The organism is Cupriavidus sp. H39 (assembly GCF_050271075.1).
Classification (GTDB): Bacteria; Pseudomonadota; Gammaproteobacteria; order Burkholderiales; family Burkholderiaceae; genus Cupriavidus; species Cupriavidus necator_B.
In genome coordinates this window covers 219,841-240,583 of sequence record NZ_CP189846.1, presented here as the reverse complement: position 1 = coordinate 240,583, position 20,743 = coordinate 219,841, and the positions used below count along the sequence as shown (strand labels likewise).

Sequence of the window (20,743 nt, the reverse complement as noted above, 5' to 3'; positions counted from 1 at the left end):
GAGGCACCTATGTATTTCGCAGTCGAGTCCCGAGATCCCGAGACATGGATTGACAGCCTGTTGCATCGCATCGAGAGTACCGCGGGCGTCCACTGGTCTGCCCTGGTCGATGGCGCGTTTGATCACGGCGCGAGGCCTTTCGCGGCGCCTGTCCCGCGCCACTCTTTGTACGGCGGGACAAGCGCGCTCCGCGATCTGCTCTCGGCCTCCCCGTACTTATTGCCGTTGGACGGCCTCGCCGGCGATGAACGGCGTGCCTTGGTCTCGGCGCTGGGCAAGCACTGCCAGGGCAGGCCGATGCTTAGCTTCGTGACGTCATGGCAACCCCCTGCGCGCCTGGCGCAGCTATGGGAGCCTTGCCTGCAACCAGTCGTCGAAGGCGATGACACACGCCTGCTGCTGCGCTTCGCCGATACGCGGGTCCTGTCCTCACTGCCAGTGGCTCTCGGGCCCATGGCATGGGCTCAGCTGACGGCCCCCGTCGTGCAGTGGCACCTTGTGAACCGGGATGGGCTGCTCGAAACATTGCCGCTTACCGAGCCCAGGACCGAACCCGAGGCATACCCGTCAGAACCGCTGCTGATCTCGCAGGGTGCACTCGACAGGATGGTCGACGCGGCGATGCCGGACGCCTTGCTCGACACGCTCTATCGGCAATCTCGCGGCGTGCTGCCTGCAAGCGAGCGGGCCCAGGCGCATCAGCTGGTCGCGCAAGCCTGGGCGCTGGCAAAGCAGCATCGGATTGCGGCTATGCCTGACATCCTGCTGCTTGCTTCGCATGCACTGGCAACGGGGGAACACGGCCTGCACTCACCAGCGCTGCAGCAGCGATTGTGCGAGTCACACCGGTCGCCGGAAGCGCTGCGCGAGCATTTGCTTGCGGGGGCATGCTTGTGATGGCGTTCGTGAAGGCAATAGCCCTTGGCAGAACGCGGCGCCATGGCATCGTGCTGGCGCATAAGGGATAACCAATGATGACGACAAGAATGATCCGGGGCTCGTGTGTGGTACTTCTGGCCGCTACGTTGTTCGGCGTGGCCGCGTGCGGCAAAGCTGAGCCGCAGCCAGCACCTGTCGAGGACGATACGCTTGGTGGCCAGATCGGGGTGCTCAACTACACCGATGTGCCAATCGGCGTCGTGTACGTCAACGGCCAATGGGCTGGGGGGATGGTGGCGAATGCAGGTGGGACCGAATGGATTGGCGGGATTTCTGTTCCCAAACACTGGGACCCAAACTTCAAGGTCACGATCAAGTGGAGTGACGACGAACTGTTTGAGAAGGACGAGAAGGCGCTTTATACCAAGGAAGTATCCGTAGAAAAGTATCCGCCCGAAGATGCCTCCTTCTTCTACGTTGCCTTCTACCCCCACCAAGAGGTCAAGCTATACCTGACAAAATGGGGCCCCGGTGCGGCGGCAGATCCATACCGCCTGGAGGACCCCACCGATGCCTGTCTGAAAAGAAAAGCACCGACGGAAAGGGAGACCTGCTATGCGCCGGAGTTCAGAGAAGAATACCGGATGCTTCAGGAGCGTAAGGGCCGCAACTAGCCCTTGCATATCATGCCTTCCACATGAATCTGCTCACTTTGCCCAAGCATGACGATCGTTAAGTTCGCGCCTCCGTTCCCTACGACGCCGTTTGATCTGTCGCCGCAAGAGAGATATCGCCAACACACCGGGTTGGATGCCTGCCTTAATGCACCGTTGCCGTGTGAGGAGGACCTGCACTTCGGCTTCTTCTTTAACGGAACCCGCAACAACGCAGACAACGATCGGCCCCGCAGTGCTCAGAGCAACGTCGCGAGGATTTTTGACCTGTTTGACATCCACCCAAGACAATCCGAGTTGAAGCGATACCGCTTTCGAAGCTGTTCAACCTCAAGATTCCGTCCCTGCGAGGAAGACCTCCGAAGGACAATCAAAAATGGGCCGTGATACGTGGATCATCGCGGGCATCAGCGTTGCCTGGATCGGCCTCGCTTGCGCCGGATACTGGTTCTTGGGAAATGGTGCGGAAAATTTCGAGAGGGCATCGGAACCCACTCGCATTGATGGCTACATCACCCAATACGAAGCAGCCAAACGAGATGACAAGAAAGATCTAGCGTGCATGCTCGCGATGACTATCGAAATGTCATACATCTATATCAGGGAGAGAGAGCCGCGTGAGCATTGGCGTGACGTTGTGCATGAGGAATGCACCGGATTGGCCGGGAAGCTTTCTGATGCCGACAAGACCGTCCATGACGACAACACAGTCTCAAAGTAAAGGGTTCCACGCGAGCCAACGTCACTCATGCCTTAGTCGCCATGACGCACAGAGAGAGGCCATTTGTTTCTCACAGAAGCACTGCACTAGCATTTGCTCGAGGGGGCATGCTTGTGACGGCGTTCGGGAAGGCAATCGCCCTTGGCAGGGCTCGGCGCCATGGCATCATGCTGGCGCATAAGGGATGACCAATGATGATGACAAGGATGATCCGAGGCTCGTTTGTTGTACTTCTGGCCGCTACGTTGTTCGGCATAGCCGCGTGCGGCAAAGCCGAGCCGCCACCCGCAGCGATCGAGGACGAGACGCTTGGCGGCCAGATCGGGGTGCTCAACTACACCGATGTGCCAATCGGCGTCGTGTACGTCAACGGCCAATGGGCTGGAGGGATGGTGGCGAATGCTGGCGGCACCAGTTGGACTGGAGGGATCTCCGTACCCAAGCACTGGGACCCGAACTTCAAGGTCACGATCAAATGGAGTGACGACGAACTGTTCGCGAAGGACGAGAAGGCTCTTTATACCAAGGAAGTATCAGTCGAAAAGTATCCGCCCGAAGATGCCTCTTTCTTCTACGTTGCCTTCTACCCACACCAAGAGGTCAAGCTATACCTGACGAAATGGGGGCCCGGGGCTGAGAAAGATCCTTACCGTCTTGAAGATCCGAAAGAGGCTTGTATCAAACGCCGGGCCCCGCAAGACCGGCGTCTATGCTATCGGCCCGAACTGCGCGATCCCCCCGAAAGCCCCCAGCAAGGTAGGTAGGTAACCACTTGGCCTGCCTCAGCATGCTTCAGTCCCATACCACCTATTCCGCTAGACTGCAGAAGCCATGACCGTCGTCAAGTTTGCGCCGCAATGCCCGCCCAAGCCGTTCGGACTTTCGCAGCAGGAAATATATCGCCAGTTCACCGGCCTCGATCTCCGTCTTGCCGGACCGGCTCCGTGTGAAGAGGATTTGCACTTCGGATTTTTCTTCGACGGCACTCGCAACAACGCAGACAACGACCGGCCGCGCAGCGCTCAGAGCAACATTGCGAGGCTGTTTGACCTGTTTGACGTCGATCCAAAACAATCCGAGTTAAAGCGATACCGCTTTCGAAGCTATGCTGCGGGCGTGGGTACACCGTTCTACAAGGAAGTTGGAGATGTTGGCATTGGCATCCAGGCGGTCGCCGGCGCCGCCGCTGGCTGGGGCGGTGAGGCGCGCATGAATTGGGCTCTGCTACAGATACACAACCATCTGCATTTCCACTACCACCAAAGTAATCTGACCGAGCGAAACGCTGATCGTGACCTCGTCAAGCAGATGAGTGCCGACCTGAATGCTCCCGAGATTCGAATTCCAGGCCTCGGCGACAGCAGCGCCATCGAGCGCGAACTGAACGGAAAATACCGCGCCAAGGGAGAATTCGATCGCAAGTTGCGCTCAGGCGTCGGCCCACTCGCCTCCCTGACCGCCGTAGCGCGCACCAACTGGCGCGAGGTCAATACCAAGGGCCGCCGGCGCGTGCTCAACGAACGCAAGGCGGCGCTGGCCAGGGTTCTGGGTAATCTGCCCCGGGACCGCAAGCCGATCATCAAGCGCATTCGTTTGCATGTGTTCGGCTTCTCTCGCGGGGCTGCGCAGGCTCGCGTGTTCTGCAACTGGCTGCGGGACGCGTGCGACGCCAATGGAGGCAAGCTCAGCCTATGCGGCATCCCGGTCCAGATTGACTTTCTGGGGCTGTTCGACACCGTGGCTTCTGCTGGCATCGCCCAGAGCATGATGGAGACCATGGCTTCCGGACACGGCGCGTGGGCGCAGAAGCGCTGGCTGCGCATTCCGGGCCCCGACCTGGTCAAACGTTGCGTGCATCTGGTATCGAGCCATGAGGTGCGTGGCTCCTTTCCCCTGGACAGCGCGCAAGGCGGCAACGTGGAGGAATTCGTCTATCCCGGTGTCCACTCTGACCTCGGCGGAGGCTATGAGCCGGGCGAACAGGGACGCGGCTGCCGCGCCGACGGGACACCTGACGACAGCGCCAAGTTGTCCCAGATTCCGCTGGCGCACATGTACCGGGAGGCCGTCATCGCCGGTGTGCCCCTGATGAGCCCGGCGTCTGCGCCAGCCGAATTGAGGAAGCAGTTTCGGGTCGACCCCGATCTTATCGCGGCCTTCAACGGCTACCGAGACGCCACTGCAACTTCAGGGCTCCTGCCTGACACGACCCCGAACCTGATCCGGCACCATTACGGCTTTTTCCTGCGCTGGCGCCATCGCTGGCTGGGCAAGGTGGCAACCATGCCCAGCGTCCAGCGCGCGCCCAGGAACGACCGCACGGATCTGATCTACGCCGATGCCGAGTTGGCCGAGGAATTGAGATGGGTTCGGAGCCAGGACCGCTACGAAAACCTGGTGCCGAGCTGGTCCCGTGGTCATTACACCGGCTGGCTGATGGAGGGCGCGAAATGGGTCGCCGAAGCCCATGCCAACAACCTCGGTGCGGCAACGGCGGCAATCGCTGGCTCAGCCGTGCGCCCGGCCGTACAGGCGGCAGTTCCCGAAGCACCGGGTGGGCCGCTCGCCTGGATGCCGGCCGTCGGCGCGGTGCAGGGCGCCGCCATGTTCTATCAGGCCAAGAGGGCAATCGGCATCAAGTTCGGCATGTGGAAGGACGTCAAACGGGCCTGGGACGACACCGATGTTCCGCTGGCCGTCGACGTTTTCTTCTCTCGCCATGTGCACGACTCCCGCGCCTGGTTCAAGCCCATGGGCGACGACGACGATGTTTGGTACCAGAGACAACAGGACAAGCTCGATGCGGCCGCCGCACAGTCAGCCTCACAAAAGGAAACTGTGCCGGCGATGAGCGGGGCCATGACGGCCAAGGTCAGCGTCATGCCACCACCGCTATTGAGTGCAGAGGAAAAGGCGATGCTGGAGACGCACACACGCCTCAAAGGTCAACGCGAAGCCAAGGGCCAGTCGGTCGACGAAGCCCTGAAGGATCCGGCCTACACTGACCAGCTGCCGCAACAGGCCAGTGGACGCGAGTTCTGGCAGATGTGGGGCTATCTGCGATGGCGTACAGTCTACGACGATAAATATATGGACTATCGCGCCAGCTATCCGGAACTAGCTGGACTTGACGCCATCGCGCTGAAAAGGCGGATGAAAGAGCTTGACCAGAAACTTAAGCAGACGCGCGTCCGTTCCGAGGTGGTTGGCAAGGCGCTGAACGGCTACGCCAGCAGCGGATCGATACCGCAAGATCTTTATATGGAGAACGCTGAGCTGTTCCGCGCCATGGCTGCGACGGAAGCGGAGATGGCGGCGATCACGGCGTTCATGGAGGAGCAGGCGTATTAGGCTTGACCCCGCTCTATGATCACGGCGGGAAAAATCGCTCGATCGAACAGAAAAGTTCATCGGCGAATTCCGGGGAGGTGGCAGGTAGTACTGCCATGAGTCCGGCAACACGGCGAAGAGCGAAAATAGCATGAAGCGTAAGCGCACAATCCTGATGGCGGTCATCGTGGCAGCGTTGACCATCATGATTACGGCTTGTGGCAAGGAAGAGGCGCGAGCGAATGATATGGCCGCTTCCAGTATCACTGCTTACAATCATACGCCCGACTATATTCATCAGTTCTACATCAACGATGCGTGGGGAGGCAATTCCTTCGCTTATGGCGGGGGCGGGGGCTTTGTTTGTTGCGTGACTTACCCAAGAAAGTGGCATCAGGGACTGACTGCAACGGTACGCTGGACCACCTCCAGTTCGGATCCCAATGCGACGGGGGATGCGGCAGTAGAAAAATGGCATGAGGCCATCGTTCCAATCGAGAAGTACGATGAGACGGGTACAGTTCAAATTCATTTTCTGCCTGAATGGAAAATCAGAATAATTATCTCCAATTTCATGTCCGGTCATCCCGACTATCCCGGTCCTGACTATCCGGTAATGCCACCGGACTTTCATTTCGAACCATGGCGTGGAGCCGCAAGCGATGCTGAAGCTCGTGCTCGTTCTCGGGAGAAACACCGTGCGCTGCAGGTAAGTCCCGACGATTCGCCATCACTTCTCCCGGAGCAGATGCCCTTATATCCGAAGCAGCGACAATGAGCGCTTTTCAGCCCGACGCTGGAATGGGACTCTCCAGTAGAGAAATACAATTTGTATCGCCGGCAGCGTCATCTGAAAGATGACGCCTCTGTAAGCGTCAGCACGTTACCCCTACCCCCCCCCGCAACATCTGCACCACCAACGCAAACGCCGGCGACGGCTGCCGCCTGCTCGGGTAATACAGGTGGTAGCCATTGAACTTCGGGCACCAGTCCTCCAGCACCCGCACCAGGCGGCCGGCCTCGATATGCGGCATCAGTTCATCCTCGGGCAGCAGCGCGATGCCCAGCCCCGCCAGTGCCGCGTCCACCTGGGGCTGGGTGGTATTGAAGATCAGCGGACCGTCCACGCGCACGTTCACCTGGCGGCCGCGCCGCTGGAAGTCCCAGACGTACAACCCGCCGGAGGTTGGCATGCGCTGGTTGATGCAGCGGTGCGCCATCAGGTCTTGCGGCGTCTTCGGCAACGGATGCGCGGCAAAGTAGTCGGGCGACGCCACCACGGCCATGCGCAGCGGCGGGCCGATGGGCACGGCGATCATGTCCTTGTCGATGGTGCTGCCGAGGCGCACCCCGGCGTCGAAGCGGTCCGCGACGATGTCGCGGAAGCCGTAGTTGACGTCGAACTCCAGCTTGATGTCCGGATATTCATGCAGCAGCGGCGCGAGCCGGGGCAGCAAGATCGTGTGCAGCACGTTGTCGCCGCAGGTGATGCGCACCGTGCCGGCGGGTTTGTCGCGCAAGGCGGTCAGTGCATCGAGTTCCGCCTCGATTTCGTCGAAGCGGTGGCCGATCGCCTGCATCAGCCGTTCCCCCGCCGCGGTGGGCGAGACGCTGCGCGTGGTGCGCGTCAGCAGCCGGATCCGCAGCCGTTCCTCGAGGCCGCGCACGGCCTGGCTCAGTGCTGACTGGGTCACGCCCAGCGAGGCCGCGGCGCGCGTGAAACTGCCTTCGCGCGCCACCGTCACGAAGGCCAGCAGATCGTTGAGATTGCGTCGGACCATGGAATCGGCCTCCATCGGCACATTGATTAGCCGTACTTATAACCTCTTTAAGCACTCATTAGCTAGTCACGGGTGCCCGCGCGCGCGAAGATGGCAGGAACGAAGAAGCCGCGATCCGGCTTCGCCAGTGCCGCCCCCGGCATTTATTTCGCTCCCGGCGCCCCGCGCCTCCAGTCCTTCCCGATTGCATGACAACCCAACTCTGTGACGCCCCTTTGGGCGCGATCCTCTCCCCGCACGACGCCGCGCGACAGCCCGCCCTTTGGGGCGGCGTCTTTGCGATGACGCTGTGCGTGTTCGCGCTGATCGCTTCGGAATTCATGCCCGTCAGCCTGCTGACGCCCATGGCCGCCGATCTGCATGTCACCGAAGGCCTGGCCGGCCAGGGCATTGCGATCTCCGGCGCCTTTGCCGTGGTAACCAGCCTGTTCATCGCCGCGCTGGCCGGCAGCATGAACCGCAAGACGCTGCTGCTGGCGCTGACGGCGCTGATGGCCGTCTCCGGCGCGGTTATCGCGCTGGCGTCCAGCTACGCCATCTACATGGCGGGCCGCGCGCTCATCGGCGTGGTGGTCGGCGGCTTCTGGTCGATGTCGGCGGCAACGGCGATGCGGCTGGTGCCGGCCAACCAGGTGCCGCGCGCGCTGGCTATCTTCAACGGCGGCAACGCGCTGGCCACGGTGGTGGCGGCACCGCTGGGCAGCTACCTTGGCGCGGTGATCGGCTGGCGCGGCGCGTTTCTGTGCCTGGTTCCGGTGGCGCTGATCGCCTTCGCGTGGCAGTGGATCAGCCTGCCGTCCATGCCGGTGGCAGCGCGCAGCAGCGGCGCCGGCAACGGCTTGCGGCTGTTGCGCAAGCCGCTGGTGGCGCTGGGCATGCTCGGTGCCAGTGTCTTCTTCATGGGGCAGTTCACGCTGTTCACCTACGTGCGACCATTCCTCGAGACGGTGACACGGGTGGAGGTGTCCTCGCTGTCGCTGATCCTGCTGGTAATCGGAATTACGGGCTTCATCGGCACCATGGCCATCGGCACGGCGCTCAGGCGCGGCTTCTACGCGACCATGGTCGCCATACCGGTATTGATGGCCGGCATTGCACTGGCGCTGGTCGCATTCGGCGCCCAGACTGCCGCAGCGGTCGCGCTGCTGGCGCTGTGGGGGCTGGTTGCCACCGCAGCGCCGGTGGGCTGGTGGGCCTGGATCGCCAGAACCTTCCCCAAGAACGCCGAGGCCGGCGGCGGGCTGCTGGTGGCGGTGGTCCAGCTTGCCATCGCGCTGGGCTCCACCGCGGGTGGCCTGTTGTTTGACCGCAGCGGCTACCAAAGCACCTTCGCGGCCAGCGCGGCGTTGCTGCTGGCCGCGGCCTTGCTGACCTGGCTGACCGCGCGCGCCGAAGCGGCGCGGCCGGCCTGACCGGCACGCGGCGCCGCCTTCCCTATGCCACCTTGCGCACCGGCAGGCTGCGCACGCGCTTGCCGGTGGCGGCGAAGATCGCGTTGCACAGCGCGGGCGCCACGGGCGGCACCGGCGGTTCACCCACGCCGCCCGGCGGCAGGTCGTGGTTGTCGTTGACCAGGTGGGTGCGGATCACGCGCGGTGACGCATGGTGGCGCAGCACTTCGTAGTCGTGGAAGTTGCTCTGCATCACGCGGCCCTTGTCGAAGGTGATCTCGCTGGCCAGCGCCAGGCTCAGGCCCATGATGGCGCCGCCTTCCATCTGCGCGCGGATACGGTCGGGATGGATCTGCGGGCCGCAGTCCATCGCCATGTCCACTGACAGCACGCGCACCTCACCCTTCGCATCCACGGCCACCTCGACCACGGTGGCGGTGTAGCTCATGAAGCTGTAGCAGAAGGCCAGGCCCAGCCCGTGGCCCCTGGGCAGCTTGCGGCCCCAGCCCGCGCCGCGGGTGGCGGCTTCGATCACGCCGCGCAGGCGGCCGGTGTCGTATGGATAGCGTTCCGGCGATTCGGTGTAGTTCCAGGTATCGGCCAGCGTGCCGGGGTCGAGCTTGCGCGCCGGTCCGATCAGGTCGAGCGCAAACTGCCGGTGGTCCTTGCCGGCGCGGTGCGCCAGCTCGGCGATAAAGCACTGTGCCGCGAATGCATGCGGAATATTGGCCACCGAGCGGAACCAGCCGATGCGCGCATGCGCCGGCACTTCGGCGGTCTCAACGCGCACGTTGGCAATGCGGTAGGGCATGTTGATCGCCGACATGGCCGACTCGAACAGTTGCTGGCCTTTGGCGCCCTCGGTAAACAGCGAGGCGATGGTCGGTGCGGCGCTGCGGTGCAGCCAGGACTGTACCTGTCCCTGCTTGTCGATAACCGCCTCCAGCCGCTCGGCGGAGACGGTGTGCAGGTAATCGTGGTGGATGTCGTCGTCGCGCGTCCAGACCAGCTTGACCGGCGTGCCCTCGGGCATTGCCTGCGCAACGGTGGCGGCTTCATCGACAAAGTCGGGCTTGGACTTGCGGCCAAAGCCGCCGCCCAGCAGCAGCACGTTGACCCTGACGTTGCCCGGCTTCAGCTCCAGGCGCTTTGCCACGGCGGCTTGCGCGGCGACAGGATTCTGGATCGAGGTCCAGACCTCGGCGCTGCCGCCCCGGATGCGCACGGTGGCTACCGGCGGTTCCATCGACGCATGGGCCAGGTGCGGCACGTAGTACTCGGCGGCAAGGCGCGCGGCCGGCGGCGCCTGGTCCCAGGCCTGCCGGGCATCGCCCTGGTTGCGCATGGTCTTGCCCGGCACGCGCGCAGCCGCCTCGAGCGTGCGGCGATACGCCGCGGAATCGTAGCTGCCGTTAGGGCCGTCGTCCCATTCGATTTCCAGCGCGGCGCGGCCCTGCATGGCCGCCCAGGTGTTGCGCGCGACCACCGCCACGCCGCCCAGCGGCTGGAACGCCGGCGCGCCCTGGAAGGCGGGAATCTCCACCACCTTCAAGACCCCCGGCAGCGCCAGCGCCTTGCGGCTGTCCACGCGGCGCAGCTTGCCGCCCACCACCGGCGGGCGCGCCACCACGGCGTACACCATGCCGGGCAGGCGCAGGTCCATGCCGTAGACGGCGCGGCCGGTGCCGATGGCTTGCTGGTCGACCGGCCGTACCGCGTTCTTGCCGATATAGCGGAATTCGGCGCGGGGCTTGAGCCTGAGCGCATCCCCCTTGGGCACCGGCTGCCTGGCCGCGTCGGCCGCCAGTTCGCCATAGCCCAGGCGGCGGCCGGTGGGCTGGTGCAGCACTTCGTGGTTGACGGCCCTGACCTCGGACACCGGCACCGACCAGCGCGCGGCGGCAGCGGCTTCCAGCATCTGGCGGGCCGCCGCGCCAACGCGCCGCATCGGCATCAGGAAATGCCGCACGCTGCGCGAGCCGTCGACGTTCTGGTTGCCGTAGCGGGTCTCGTCGGCCTCGGCCTGGACCACTTTGACGCGCTCCCAGCGCGCCTCCATCTCATCGGCCACCACCATCGGCAGGCTGGTGCGCACGCCGGTGCCCATCTCTGCGCGATGGGCCACGATGGTGACGGTACCGTCCGCCGCGATCGAGACAAACGCCAGCGGATCGTCCACGGTGCCGCCAGGCATGCCGTCGGCGCCAAATTTCTTTGGCGCCGGATCCGCGGCGCGGGCGACGGTCACCAGGCCACCGGTGGTCACGGCCAGCGTCATCAGGCCGAGGCTGCCGCGCAGGAACTGGCGGCGTGAGAGTTGAGCGATGTCGGCCATTTACTTGCCTCCCTGCGCAAGGTGCCTGGCCGCCTGTCGGATCGCGGCATGAATACGCGGATAGGTGCCGCAGCGGCAGATGTTGCCGCTCATGGCTTCATCGATCTGCCGGTCGGTCGGCGCCGGCGCGGTCTTGAGCAGGCTGACCGCGGTCATGATCTGGCCGGCCTGGCAATAGCCGCATTGGGCCACGTTATGCTCGATCCACGCTTGCTGCACCGCCTGGCCCACCCGGTCGCCTTCCAGGCCTTCGATGGTCGCGACGGACCGCCCCGCGACGGCGGACACCGGCGTCACGCAGGCCCGGATCGCGGTGCCGTCCACATGCACCGTGCAGGCGCCGCATAGCGCCATGCCGCAGCCGAACTTGGTGCCAGTCAGCCCGAGCTCATCGCGCAATGCCCACAGCAGCGGCATCTCGTCGGGAACGTCGACGTCCTTGGGCTGGCCATTGACCTGGAATCTTGTCATGGGGAAACTCCTTGTGAAGACAAAGGGGCATGGCGTCATGCCAATGAGCCCGGACTGCGGCCCGTGTCATAAAGCCATCATTGTCGTCAAGATTGCCGTGCTGGATTGATTAGGACAGCTTATAGGGTCATGAAGCCTGCATGATTCCGGCGCGGCGGCGCACAGGCGGGTCAGCTGTCGCGGCGCGGGTGCGCCGGAGGCGCATGCCATTGGTCGGCCGGCACCATCACCGGATCCTTCGGTTGCAGCACGAAATGCGGCGACATGATCTGCACGTTGTGGCGGTTGAACTCGTCCTGGATGGCGGCATGCAGTGTGGAGAGGGCGAAGAAGCGCCGGCGCGGGTCTTCGATGGCGAAGAACAGTTCGTATTCGACGTAGAAGTCCGAGAGCCCGCGCTGGAGCACAAAGGGCGCTGTGCCCGGATCCAGCCCGGGCACTTCGCGCGCGGCGTTGAGCAGCATCGCGTGGACCTGGCGCCAGGGCGTGTCATAGCCGATCGTCACCGCCGACGACAGCAGCGCCGCCCTGCTCCCGTTGATGTCGCCGGAGCGCGAATAGTTGTGGACGGCACTGCCGACCACCACGGCGTTCGGCAGCGTGACCTGCTCCTGCCGCAGGTTGACCAGCCTGACCGACAGCGGACCCAGGCTCTCTACCCATCCCACCGTCTCGCCGATGCTGACCATGTCGCCCACGCGCAGCGCGCGCGCGTACACCAGTACCATGCCGCTCATCAGCTGGTTTACGACATTGGCCGAGCCCAGGGTCAGCATGAAGCCGAGCAGCACGGAAACGCCCTTGAACACGTCGCTCTGCGAACCGGGGATGTACGGGTAGGCAAAGGTGAAGCCCAGCGCCCACACCAGCACCGCGGCCAGCCGGCGCGTCGCCGGCACCGTCTCCGGATGCAGGCCGGGTACGGTGAGGCTGCCGCGCTCGGTGGCCGCAAACACGCTGGCAACCACCCCCTGCACGCCACGGGTGATGAAGACGATGATGGCGACGACCAGCAGGCCCGGGATGGCGCCGACCATGGCGCCGCCGATCCCTTCCAGCAGCCGCCACAGGTACGCCCCCATGCGATCGCCGAGCGGGTGCGTCAGCGGAAACTGCAGCAGCGAGAATTCCAGCCAGACAAAGGCGACCAGTGCGAACAGCGCGACCGCCAGGATGCGTACGATGCGGTCGGTCAGCTGGTAGAGGGCCGCGGTCCAGTCGAATCCGTCCGCGGTGCGCGCCTTCAGATGCCGTTGCAGCGAGGCATCCACCACGCGCCCCAGCAACCGCCGGGTCTTCGTCAACGCCCAGCCCAGCAATACCGCCACCGCCAGCGCGCCGGCCGTGCGCAAGGCGGCGCGAATCAGCGTGGGCCAGTGCTGCTGCTGGCGACGCGCGGCCACGGCCTGGCCGACGTTATCCACCGTCTGCCCGACCAGCGCTTCGAACGAGGTCTTGTCTTCGGGATCCCGGTCACCCTCGACTACGGCCATCAGCAGCCGCTCCCCGATATAGATGGCCTCGCCGTGCTGGCCGGCGAGTTCGCCAGGGCTGGTTCTGACGGGCTGCAGCAGGTCGGAGGGGGTCAGTGCTTCGAAGCGGTCCCGCGCGCGGCGGACGCGCGCTTCGGGCGTGACGTCGGCGAGCGTTGCGCGCAGCACCGCGATCGGGCGGTTCATCAGGCGGAGTTCGACCGTTCCGGCCTCCGCTTCAGCGTCGGGCTCCGGCGCGGCCTGGGCCGCGGCGATGCCGAGCCAAAGCAGGATGGCCAGTGCGGCAAGCCGCCGCATCAGCAAGAAGACCATGGTCATCCGTCGCTCGCGTCATTTGGGAAACGGCAATGCCACCGCCGCGTGCGCTCCCCATCCATGCGGGCCGGGGACAGAGTTTGGTGCATGGTTGCAGCTAGTGTTTTCGAGCGGAAGTGAAACTTTTCGGCGGCGAGCTTAGAAAAATCGGTGTCGTCCGCTGCGGCCGGGGGCGTCACCTGTCGGCTGCGGGGTTTGCCGCATCACGCAGCGGCACTGCGTCACCGCTGCGATGCGGGCCCCCACATTTTCATTCAGTGAAAATTCGGCCGCAAAGTTTGACGGTGTTTGCGCGCGCTGCCTAACATCGCTGCACAAGACCTTCATCAGGCGAAACAGCGCTGGCGCTGCCGGCGCAGTGCGAGGAGACAGCGATGCGAATCTGGGACCTGCGCCGGCTGGCGCTTGTGGTTGCCGTGTGTTGTCTGCCAACGGCGCAGGCGGCGAGCGCTGCCGGGTATCCGGCGCGGCCGATCCGGCTGGTGGTGCCGTTCACGCCCGGCGGCACCACCGATATCCTGGCGCGTGTGGTCGGCGCCCGGCTGGGCGAGGTGCTCGGACAGAGTGTCGTGGTGGAAAACCGTCCCGGCGCGGGCGGCAATGTCGGTGCAGAAGCGGTGGCGCGTGCCGCGCCCGACGGCTATACGCTGCTGATGGGCACGCTCGGCACGCAGGTCACCAACCAGTACCTCTACGCGCGGATGCCCTATGACCCGGCGAAGGACTTCGCGCCGGTGACGCTGGTGGCCAACTCGCCCAATGTGCTGCTGACCCATGCCGCGCAGCCGGTGCGATCGGTGGCGGACGTGATTGCGCTGGCGAAGAAGGAGCCGGGGCGCCTCAACTATGCGTCGACCAGCACCGGCGGCTCGCCGCACCTGTCGGGCGAGCTGTTCGTCAGCATGGCAGATGTCAGGATGCAGCACGTGCCGTACAAGGGCGCGGCGCCCGCGATGACCGACTTGCTGGCGGGGCAGGTCGAGCTGATGTTCGACAACCTGCCTTCGGCGCTGGCGCAGATCCAGGCCGGCAAGGTCAGGGCCCTGGCCGTGACCAGCCCGCAGCGCTCTGCGGTCTTGCCGAACGTGCCGACGGTGCAGGAATCCGGCTTGCCCGGTTATGTGGTCAATTCCTGGTTCGGCCTGTTCGCGCCCGCCGGCACGCCGCCGGACATCGTCGCGCAGCTGCAGAAGGCGGCGGCCGGCGTGCTGGCCGAGCCGGCGGTGCGCCAGCGCATCGAACAGCTCGGCGCGATGCCGGGCGGCGACACGCCGGCGGCATTCGCGGCGATGCTGCGCGCGGACCACGACAAGTGGTCGCGCGTGATCCGCCAGGCTGGCATCCAGGCCCAGTAAGGCGCCATTTCACACGGACCATTCCATGACCAAGACCACGCTGCGCGTCGGCTCCGGCTCCGGCTGGTGGGGCGACCGCGTCGAGCCGGCCGCGCTCAGCGCCCGCCTGGGCCGGCTCGACTATCTCTGCTTCGAGACCATGGCGGAGGCGACGGTGTCGGCGGCCCAGGTGCGCAAGCGCCGCGATCCCGCCTTTGCCGGCTATGACACCTATCTCGACGAGCGCATGCGCGCGGTGTTGCCGCATTGCCTGGCCAACGGCACGCGCATCATCAGCAACCAGGGCTGGATCCATCCGCTCGGCGCGGCGCGCCGCATCGCGGAACTCTGCGAAGAAATGGGGCTGCCGGTGCCGCGCATCGCCGCCATCACCACCACCGACCTGACCGCGGCGATCTGCGACCAGGACCTCGCGCTGATGGAGAGCGGGGCACCGGTGGCGTCGCTGCGCGGCACGCTGATTTCCGCCGAGCCCTACGAGGGCGCGCTGCCCATCGTCAAGGCGCTGGAGCAGGGTGCGCAGATCGTGGTGACTGGCCGCGTGGCCGACCCGTCGCTGTTCCTGGCGCCGATGATCCACGCCTTTGGCTGGGACTACGCGCGCGACGTGGACCTGCTGGCGCGCGGCAGCGCCATCGGCCACCTGCTGGAATGCGGCGCACAGGCAACCGGCGGATACTTCGGCGACCCGGGCTACAAGGATGTGCCCGAGCCGTGGAACCTCGCGTTCCCGATCGCGGAAGTCGATGCGCAGGGCAGCGCCGTCATCGGCAAGGTAGACGGCACCGGCGGCCGCATTGACCTGCAGACCATCAAGGAGCAGATGTTCTATGAGGTGCATGACCCCGCCCGCTATATCACGCCGGACGTGGTGGTGGACTTCACCACCGCCGTGCTCGAGCAGGCCGGCCCGGACCAGGTGCGCATCAGCGGCGTGCGCGGCGCGCCGCGCACCGGCACGCTGAAGGTGTCGCTGGGCTGCACCGAGGGCTTTATCGGCGAGGACATGTTCTTCTATGCGGGGCCTGGCTGCCTGGCCAAGGCGGAGCTGGCGCGCATCATCCTGGAGCAGCGCTTTGCGCTGGCGAACCTGCAGGCGGACGAACTGCGCATTGATTTTCTCGGTGTCAACGCGATCCACGGTGCGGCGTCGCCGGTGCCGCCGTGCGAGCCGAACGAGATCGCCGTGCGCGTGGCCGCCCGCACCCGCACCCGCGAAGAGGCCGCCAAGGTCGGCCGCGAGATCGACAGCATGGCGGTGTGCGGGCTGGCGTCGACGGGCAAGCGCGTGCCGCACCAGGACCGCACCCGCGAGATCATCGGCGTATGGTCCACGCTGGTGCCGCGCGAGCAGGTCGAGTCCCGCATTCACTTTCTCTGAGGGCCAGCCATGATCGTTGCATTGCGGCGCGTTGCGCATACCCGGTCGGGCGACAAGGGCAATACCTCCAACACGGCGGTAATTGCCTATGACCCGGCGTTCTATCCGTACCTGAAGGATCAGCTCACCGCGCAGGCTTTCAAGGCCATGTACGGGGCGGTGATCACGGGCGAGGTCGAGCGCCATGCCGTCGATGGCCTGCAGGTGCTGAATTTTGTCGCGCACGGCGCGCTCGGTGGCGGCGTATCGCGCAGCCTGGCGCTCGACAATTACGGCAAGGCATTGGCGAGCGTGGTGCTGCGCTTTGAACTGGAGATCCCCGATGCGCTCGCCGGACTGCTGCGCGGGCCGCCAGCCTGACGCGATGGCGCACTAACACGGTGGCACGCTAGCGCGGCCCCGCGCGTCGGGTCCAGGCGCTGCTGATGCGGCGCGCTTCGTCCTTCAGGCGCCTGGCCAGCCGGGCTTCGCGCCCGCGCAGCCGCTCGCTCAGCGCGGCAATGCTGAGCGCGCCGAGCGGCTGGCCTTCGTAGTCCAGTATCGGCACCGCGATACCGCCCATCTGCGGGATGACCCAGTCCAGGAACATCACGTGGCCGCGCTCGCGCGCGGCTTCGGCCTCGGTTGCGATCAGTTCCGGGCTCAGGCGCGGATACGCCGCCAGCTTGCGCGCGGTCTGCTGCAGTCGCCGGGCCCGCTCCGCCGCGGGCAACCACGCCAGCACCGCCATGCTGCCAGCCCCCACGCCGAGCGGCCGGCGCGTGCCGACTTCGACATAGTTGGCGCGGATCGCAAAGGTGCCCAGTTCGAGCTGCGTGCAGACCGCTTCGCCGCGGCTGGCTTCGGTCAGTACGGCCGTGTCTTCGAATTCCTCGACCAGCCGCTCCAGGCTGTGCCGGGCCAGCGCGCGCAGGTCGACGCGGCGCTGCGCCACGTCGGCAAGCTGGAACACCTCGGCGCCGATGCCGAAGCGCCGCCGGGCATCGCGCGTGGCGAACCCTTCCGCGACCAGCCTGTCCAGCAGCCGCGACGTCGTCGCCGGGTCGAGGCCGGTGGCGCGCGCCACGTCGGACAGGCGCCGCACCTGCGGATCGGAAAGCGCACGCAGGATGGAGAGCGCGCGTTGTACCGGGGAAGAGCGTGGGGAGCGTGGGGAGCGGGTCGGCATGGCGGGGCGAGGCTGGCCTGGGGCCTGGCTATGATCGCATGGGCTGCCGTATTCAGGCAGCGACCGGCCCGCGCGGTTCCCGGCTCATGCGGCGCACCGCCTGGGGCGGCTGCCCGGTGGTACGCAGGAAGGCGCGCCGCATCCGCTCGCGGTCCGAGAATCCCACCTCGTCCGCGATCACGTCCAGCGACAGGCGGCCTTTTTCCAGCAACAGCCTGGCGGCCTCCACGCGCAGATGTTCGATCGCCTTGGCGGGCGATTGGCCGGTCTCGGCACTGAAGGCCCGGCTGAACTGGCGCGGGCTCAGCCCGGCAACATCGGCCAGTTCGTCGACAGTCAGCGCGTTGCGCAAATTGGCGTTGGCATAGTCGATGGCTTTCTGGATCCGGTCGGACTTCGGCTCGAGGTCAAGCAGCGTTGAAAACTGCGACTGGCCACCGGCGCGCCGATGGTAGATCACCAGCTTGCGCGCGACCGCGCGCGAGACTTCCTGGCCGTGGTCTTTCTCGATCATGGCCAGCGCCATGTCGATGGTTGCGGTCATGCCGGCGGAGGTCCAGATCGGGCCGTCCACGATGAAGATCTGGTCTTCCTCGACGACGACCTTGGGGAAGTGTCGCTGCAAGTCGTGCGCGAACCGCCAGTGCGTCGTTGCGCGCCGGCCGTCCAGCACGCCCGCGTGCGCCAGGATGAAGGCGCCGGTGCAGGGCGCGGCAATCCGCCGCGAGGTCTGCAGCGCGTGCCTGACGAACCCGGTCAGCGCTGTGGAAACCACGTCGATTTCCACGCCGGAGCCGAACATCACGGTGTCGAACGCCGCCTTGCCGAACGGCTGCGACTCGACGCGGATGCCCGCCGACGACATCACCAGTCCCCCCTGCTCGGAAAGCACCGTCACGTCGTAGGCGCGCTCTTCGAGCACGACGTTCGCGAGTTCGAACGCGGTGATCGCCGCCAGGCCCATCACATAGAAGTTGGGGAATACGACGAAGCCGATGGTGTGCATGCGTTGTCCTGGTCAGTGCCTGAGTCATGTCCTGAATTGACGGTATATATGACATTTGAGACGCGGTCAACGCTGGCTATGATTGCTCGCAGGTAACCACCACAGCGGGCCAATACGGTGACTGCGCAGTAACACCGCGGCGTATGCGCCGCTTCCCGGGCCCATCCGCAACCGCATTCCGCAAGAGCATTCCTATGGACCGTCGACTACTGATCCTGGCGCTGGGCATGTTTGCAATGGGCACCGACAACTTCGTCGTCGCCGGTATCCTGCCCAGCGTGGCGGCGTCGCTGCATACATCGGTCAGTGTGGCTGGCCTGATGGTGACGTGCTACGCGTTGACCTATGCGGTGGCGGCGCCCGTGATGGCAGCGGTGGCGGGCGGCTTGCCGCGCAAGCTGCTGCTGGTTTCGGCGCTGGGCATTTTCGTCGTCGGCAACGCCGTCAGCGCGCTCGCGACCGACGTGCACTGGGTGCTGATGAGCCGGGCCCTGGCCGGGTTTGGCGCCGCGCTGTTCTCGCCTACTGCGCTGGGCGTGGCCGCGGCGCTTGCCTCGCCTGAAAAACGCGGCCGCGCACTGGCCACGGTAACCGCCGGGCTCACTGGCGCCACCGCGCTGGGTTCGCCGCTGGGCACACTGATCGGCGGATTCGGCGGCTGGCGGTCGACGCTGTGGTTCGTCACGGCGCTCGGGGTCGCGGCGATGATCGGCGTCTGGACCCTGCTGCCGTCGGTGCCGCTGCCCGCAACGGTCAGGCTGCGCGAGCGGCTCGCCCCCATGCGCGACCCGCGCGTCGCGCTGACCTTGCTGACGTCGCTGTTCGCGTTCGGCGGATTCCTGATGGTCTATACGTATGCCGGCGTGGTGCTGGAACCGGTGACGCACGGCGACGAACGCATGCTCGCGGGGTTGTTCCTGCTGTGGGGCGTCGCGGCTACGGTTGGCAACCTGGTCGCCGGCCGCCTGGTGGACCGCTTCGACAGCCGCCATATCGTCGATGCGATGCTGTGGATCGCCATCCTTAACTTCTGTGCGCTGCCGTGGACCGCTGCGCATCCGGTCAGCGCTGTCATCGCGCTGGTCATCTGGGGGCTCTGCGGATGGGGGCTCATCGTGCCGCAACAGCACCGGCTGGTGCAACTGTCGCCGCAGGTGGCGCCACTGCTGCTCGCGCTGAACAATACGGCCACCTATCTTGGGCTTGCCGGCTCGGGCGTGCTTGGGGGCATCGTACTCCGGTCGACCGGCGGGCAGTACCTGAGTCTGTTCGCGGCGGCAATGATTGCACTGGCGTTTGTCTTCACCGCGGCAGCGCATCGCCGCATCGCGCGGCCGGCCCTGGATGGTCGCGCCGCAGCCGCCGGCCAGGCCGAAGCGGTGTGATGCGAGGCGGCCGCCCGTTTTCCCGCGCCGTGGCAAGCCACGCTGACGGCGCGCTGTAGCACTTCCTGCCTTTTATACCCATGACACCTCGACACGCACTTCTTTCGATGATGACCGCTGCCGGCATGGCATTCGCCGGCGCCGCTGCCGCGCATGGCCCGCAACCGGCCGGCGCCGGCGATATCGTCAAGCCCAACTTCTCGCGCACCATATCCAATATCCCGGGCAAATCACTGGTCGCGGTGGAAGTTGTCTATCCGCCTGGAGGCGCGTCGTTGCCGCATACCCACGCCAGGTCGGCGTTCATCTATGCCTATGTCGTCTCGGGCAGCATCGCCAGCAAGGTGAACGACGAGCCGGAGCGCGTCTACAAGGCCGGCGAAGCCTTCTTCGAGGAACCCGGCTCGCGCCATCGCGTGAGCCGTAATGCGGACCGGCGCAAGCCGGCCAAACTACTGGCCGTGTTCGTGGTGGATTCGAACGACACGGCACTGACTACCCACGACGAGCAGGGAGGTTGAAATGAGGTTGGACTACACCAAGGCAGCGCCGGGCGGCATGAAGGCGTTTGGATCTGTCTATGGCTATGTCATGCAGTCAGGCCTGGAGGATGTGCTGGTCGAACTGGTCTATCTGCGCGTCAGCCAGATCAACGGCTGCGCCTATTGCCTGGACATGCATACCCGGGACCTGATCAAGCATGGTGTCACGCCGGCAAAGCTGGCGCTCGTGCAAGCCTGGCATGAAGCGGGCACGTTGTTCACTGAACGCGAGAAGGCGGCGCTGGCATGGGCGGAGTCGGTTACCCGCGTTGCCGATACCCATGTGCCTGACGACGACTTCCAGCGTGCCGCGGCGGTGTTCGGCGAGAAGGAGCTTGCTGACCTGACCATGGCCATCGGCCTGATGAACGCCTTCAACCGGCTTGCCATCAGCTTCCGCCGTGCCCCGGATGCCGCGCTGGCGGCAAACGCCTGAGCGGTTGCCGCCCGGACAGCGCGCTGCAGCCGTTGAGCGCGCGCGTCGCCGGGATCTGCATGGATCCGGTGACGCTGGCG

At 65.4% G+C, this 20,743-nt stretch carries 19 protein-coding genes; 13 read left to right on the top strand and 6 right to left on the bottom strand.

Going from position 1 to position 20,743, the window contains the following annotated elements:
• Positions 1-9 precede the first annotated feature (9 nt).
• The 6 genes from ACOCMH_RS01550 to ACOCMH_RS01525 all read left to right on the top strand — a co-directional run bounded on the left by ACOCMH_RS01550 (position 10) and on the right by ACOCMH_RS01525 (position 6,382).
• Positions 10-897, top strand: coding sequence for a DUF4123 domain-containing protein (locus ACOCMH_RS01550; RefSeq protein WP_427307436.1), 888 nt, complete (start codon positions 10-12; stop codon positions 895-897).
• Between the two features lie 74 nt (positions 898-971).
• Positions 972-1,553 (top strand): DUF3304 domain-containing protein, encoded by a 582-nt coding sequence (locus ACOCMH_RS01545; RefSeq protein ID WP_427307435.1) that lies wholly within the window; start codon positions 972-974, stop codon positions 1,551-1,553.
• 376 nt (positions 1,554-1,929) lie between these two features.
• Positions 1,930-2,274 (top strand): hypothetical protein, encoded by a 345-nt coding sequence (locus ACOCMH_RS01540; RefSeq protein ID WP_427307434.1) that lies wholly within the window; start codon positions 1,930-1,932, stop codon positions 2,272-2,274.
• Between the two features lie 191 nt (positions 2,275-2,465).
• Positions 2,466-3,038 carry a DUF3304 domain-containing protein gene (locus ACOCMH_RS01535; protein ID WP_427307433.1) on the top strand — a complete coding sequence of 191 codons (573 nt, stop codon included), beginning with the start codon at positions 2,466-2,468 and terminating at the stop codon, positions 3,036-3,038.
• Positions 3,039-3,105: 67 nt separating this feature from the next.
• Complete coding sequence (locus ACOCMH_RS01530; RefSeq protein WP_427307432.1) at positions 3,106-5,625, top strand: T6SS phospholipase effector Tle1-like catalytic domain-containing protein; 2,520 nt, start codon at positions 3,106-3,108, stop codon at positions 5,623-5,625.
• Between the two features lie 130 nt (positions 5,626-5,755).
• On the top strand, positions 5,756-6,382 hold the full coding sequence (locus ACOCMH_RS01525; protein ID WP_427307431.1) for a DUF3304 domain-containing protein: 627 nt from the start codon (positions 5,756-5,758) through the stop codon (positions 6,380-6,382).
• A gap of 97 nt (positions 6,383-6,479) precedes the next feature.
• Here the strand turns inward: ACOCMH_RS01525 and ACOCMH_RS01520 are convergent, their stop codons facing one another.
• A complete protein-coding gene (locus tag ACOCMH_RS01520) occupies positions 6,480-7,385 on the bottom strand; it encodes a LysR family transcriptional regulator (protein WP_427307430.1) in 906 nt (301 codons plus the stop codon).
• Positions 7,386-7,573: 188 nt separating this feature from the next.
• Here ACOCMH_RS01520 and ACOCMH_RS01515 point away from each other — a divergent pair, with 188 nt between their 5' ends.
• Positions 7,574-8,797, top strand: a complete 1,224-nt coding sequence (locus ACOCMH_RS01515; protein WP_427307429.1) for an MFS transporter — start codon at positions 7,574-7,576, stop codon at positions 8,795-8,797.
• Positions 8,798-8,819: 22 nt separating this feature from the next.
• On the opposite strand, the gene ACOCMH_RS01510 is transcribed toward ACOCMH_RS01515, so the two are convergent.
• The 3 genes from ACOCMH_RS01510 to ACOCMH_RS01500 form a co-directional block, all read right to left on the bottom strand.
• Positions 8,820-11,111, bottom strand: a complete 2,292-nt coding sequence (locus ACOCMH_RS01510; RefSeq protein WP_427307428.1) for a molybdopterin cofactor-binding domain-containing protein — start codon at positions 11,109-11,111, stop codon at positions 8,820-8,822.
• The gene (locus tag ACOCMH_RS01505; RefSeq protein ID WP_427307427.1) at positions 11,112-11,582 is read right to left on the bottom strand and encodes a (2Fe-2S)-binding protein; all 471 of its coding nucleotides are present in this window, start codon (positions 11,580-11,582) and stop codon (positions 11,112-11,114) included.
• Between the two features lie 170 nt (positions 11,583-11,752).
• Positions 11,753-13,393 carry a mechanosensitive ion channel family protein gene (locus ACOCMH_RS01500; protein ID WP_427307426.1) on the bottom strand — a complete coding sequence of 547 codons (1,641 nt, stop codon included), beginning with the start codon at positions 13,391-13,393 and terminating at the stop codon, positions 11,753-11,755.
• Between the two features lie 371 nt (positions 13,394-13,764).
• On the opposite strand from ACOCMH_RS01500, the gene ACOCMH_RS01495 reads away from it, so the two are divergent.
• Genes ACOCMH_RS01495 through ACOCMH_RS01485 form a run of 3 tightly spaced genes read left to right on the top strand, consistent with a single transcriptional unit; the run spans position 13,765 to position 16,486 of the window.
• Positions 13,765-14,745 (top strand): Bug family tripartite tricarboxylate transporter substrate binding protein, encoded by a 981-nt coding sequence (locus ACOCMH_RS01495; RefSeq protein ID WP_427307425.1) that lies wholly within the window; start codon positions 13,765-13,767, stop codon positions 14,743-14,745.
• 25 nt (positions 14,746-14,770) lie between these two features.
• Positions 14,771-16,126, top strand: a complete 1,356-nt coding sequence (locus ACOCMH_RS01490; protein WP_427307424.1) for an acyclic terpene utilization AtuA family protein — start codon at positions 14,771-14,773, stop codon at positions 16,124-16,126.
• 9 nt (positions 16,127-16,135) lie between these two features.
• Entirely contained in the window at positions 16,136-16,486 is a 351-nt protein-coding gene (locus ACOCMH_RS01485) for an AtuA-related protein (protein ID WP_427307423.1), read from the top strand.
• 28 nt (positions 16,487-16,514) lie between these two features.
• Here the strand turns inward: ACOCMH_RS01485 and ACOCMH_RS01480 are convergent, their stop codons facing one another.
• Both ACOCMH_RS01480 and ACOCMH_RS01475 read right to left on the bottom strand, forming a co-directional pair.
• A complete protein-coding gene (locus ACOCMH_RS01480; RefSeq protein WP_427307422.1) occupies positions 16,515-17,294 on the bottom strand; it encodes an IclR family transcriptional regulator in 780 nt (259 codons plus the stop codon).
• Between the two features lie 52 nt (positions 17,295-17,346).
• Complete coding sequence (locus ACOCMH_RS01475) at positions 17,347-18,300, bottom strand: GlxA family transcriptional regulator (protein WP_427307421.1); 954 nt, start codon at positions 18,298-18,300, stop codon at positions 17,347-17,349.
• A 194-nt stretch (positions 18,301-18,494) separates the two neighbouring features.
• On the opposite strand from ACOCMH_RS01475, the gene ACOCMH_RS01470 reads away from it, so the two are divergent.
• The 3 genes from ACOCMH_RS01470 to ACOCMH_RS01460 all read left to right on the top strand — a co-directional run bounded on the left by ACOCMH_RS01470 (position 18,495) and on the right by ACOCMH_RS01460 (position 20,663).
• Complete coding sequence (locus ACOCMH_RS01470; RefSeq protein ID WP_427307420.1) at positions 18,495-19,685, top strand: MFS transporter; 1,191 nt, start codon at positions 18,495-18,497, stop codon at positions 19,683-19,685.
• A gap of 80 nt (positions 19,686-19,765) precedes the next feature.
• Positions 19,766-20,206, top strand: coding sequence for a cupin domain-containing protein (locus ACOCMH_RS01465; protein ID WP_427307419.1), 441 nt, complete (start codon positions 19,766-19,768; stop codon positions 20,204-20,206).
• Position 20,207: 1 nt separating this feature from the next.
• Positions 20,208-20,663, top strand: coding sequence for a carboxymuconolactone decarboxylase family protein (locus ACOCMH_RS01460; RefSeq protein WP_427307418.1), 456 nt, complete (start codon positions 20,208-20,210; stop codon positions 20,661-20,663).
• Positions 20,664-20,743 lie beyond the last annotated feature (80 nt).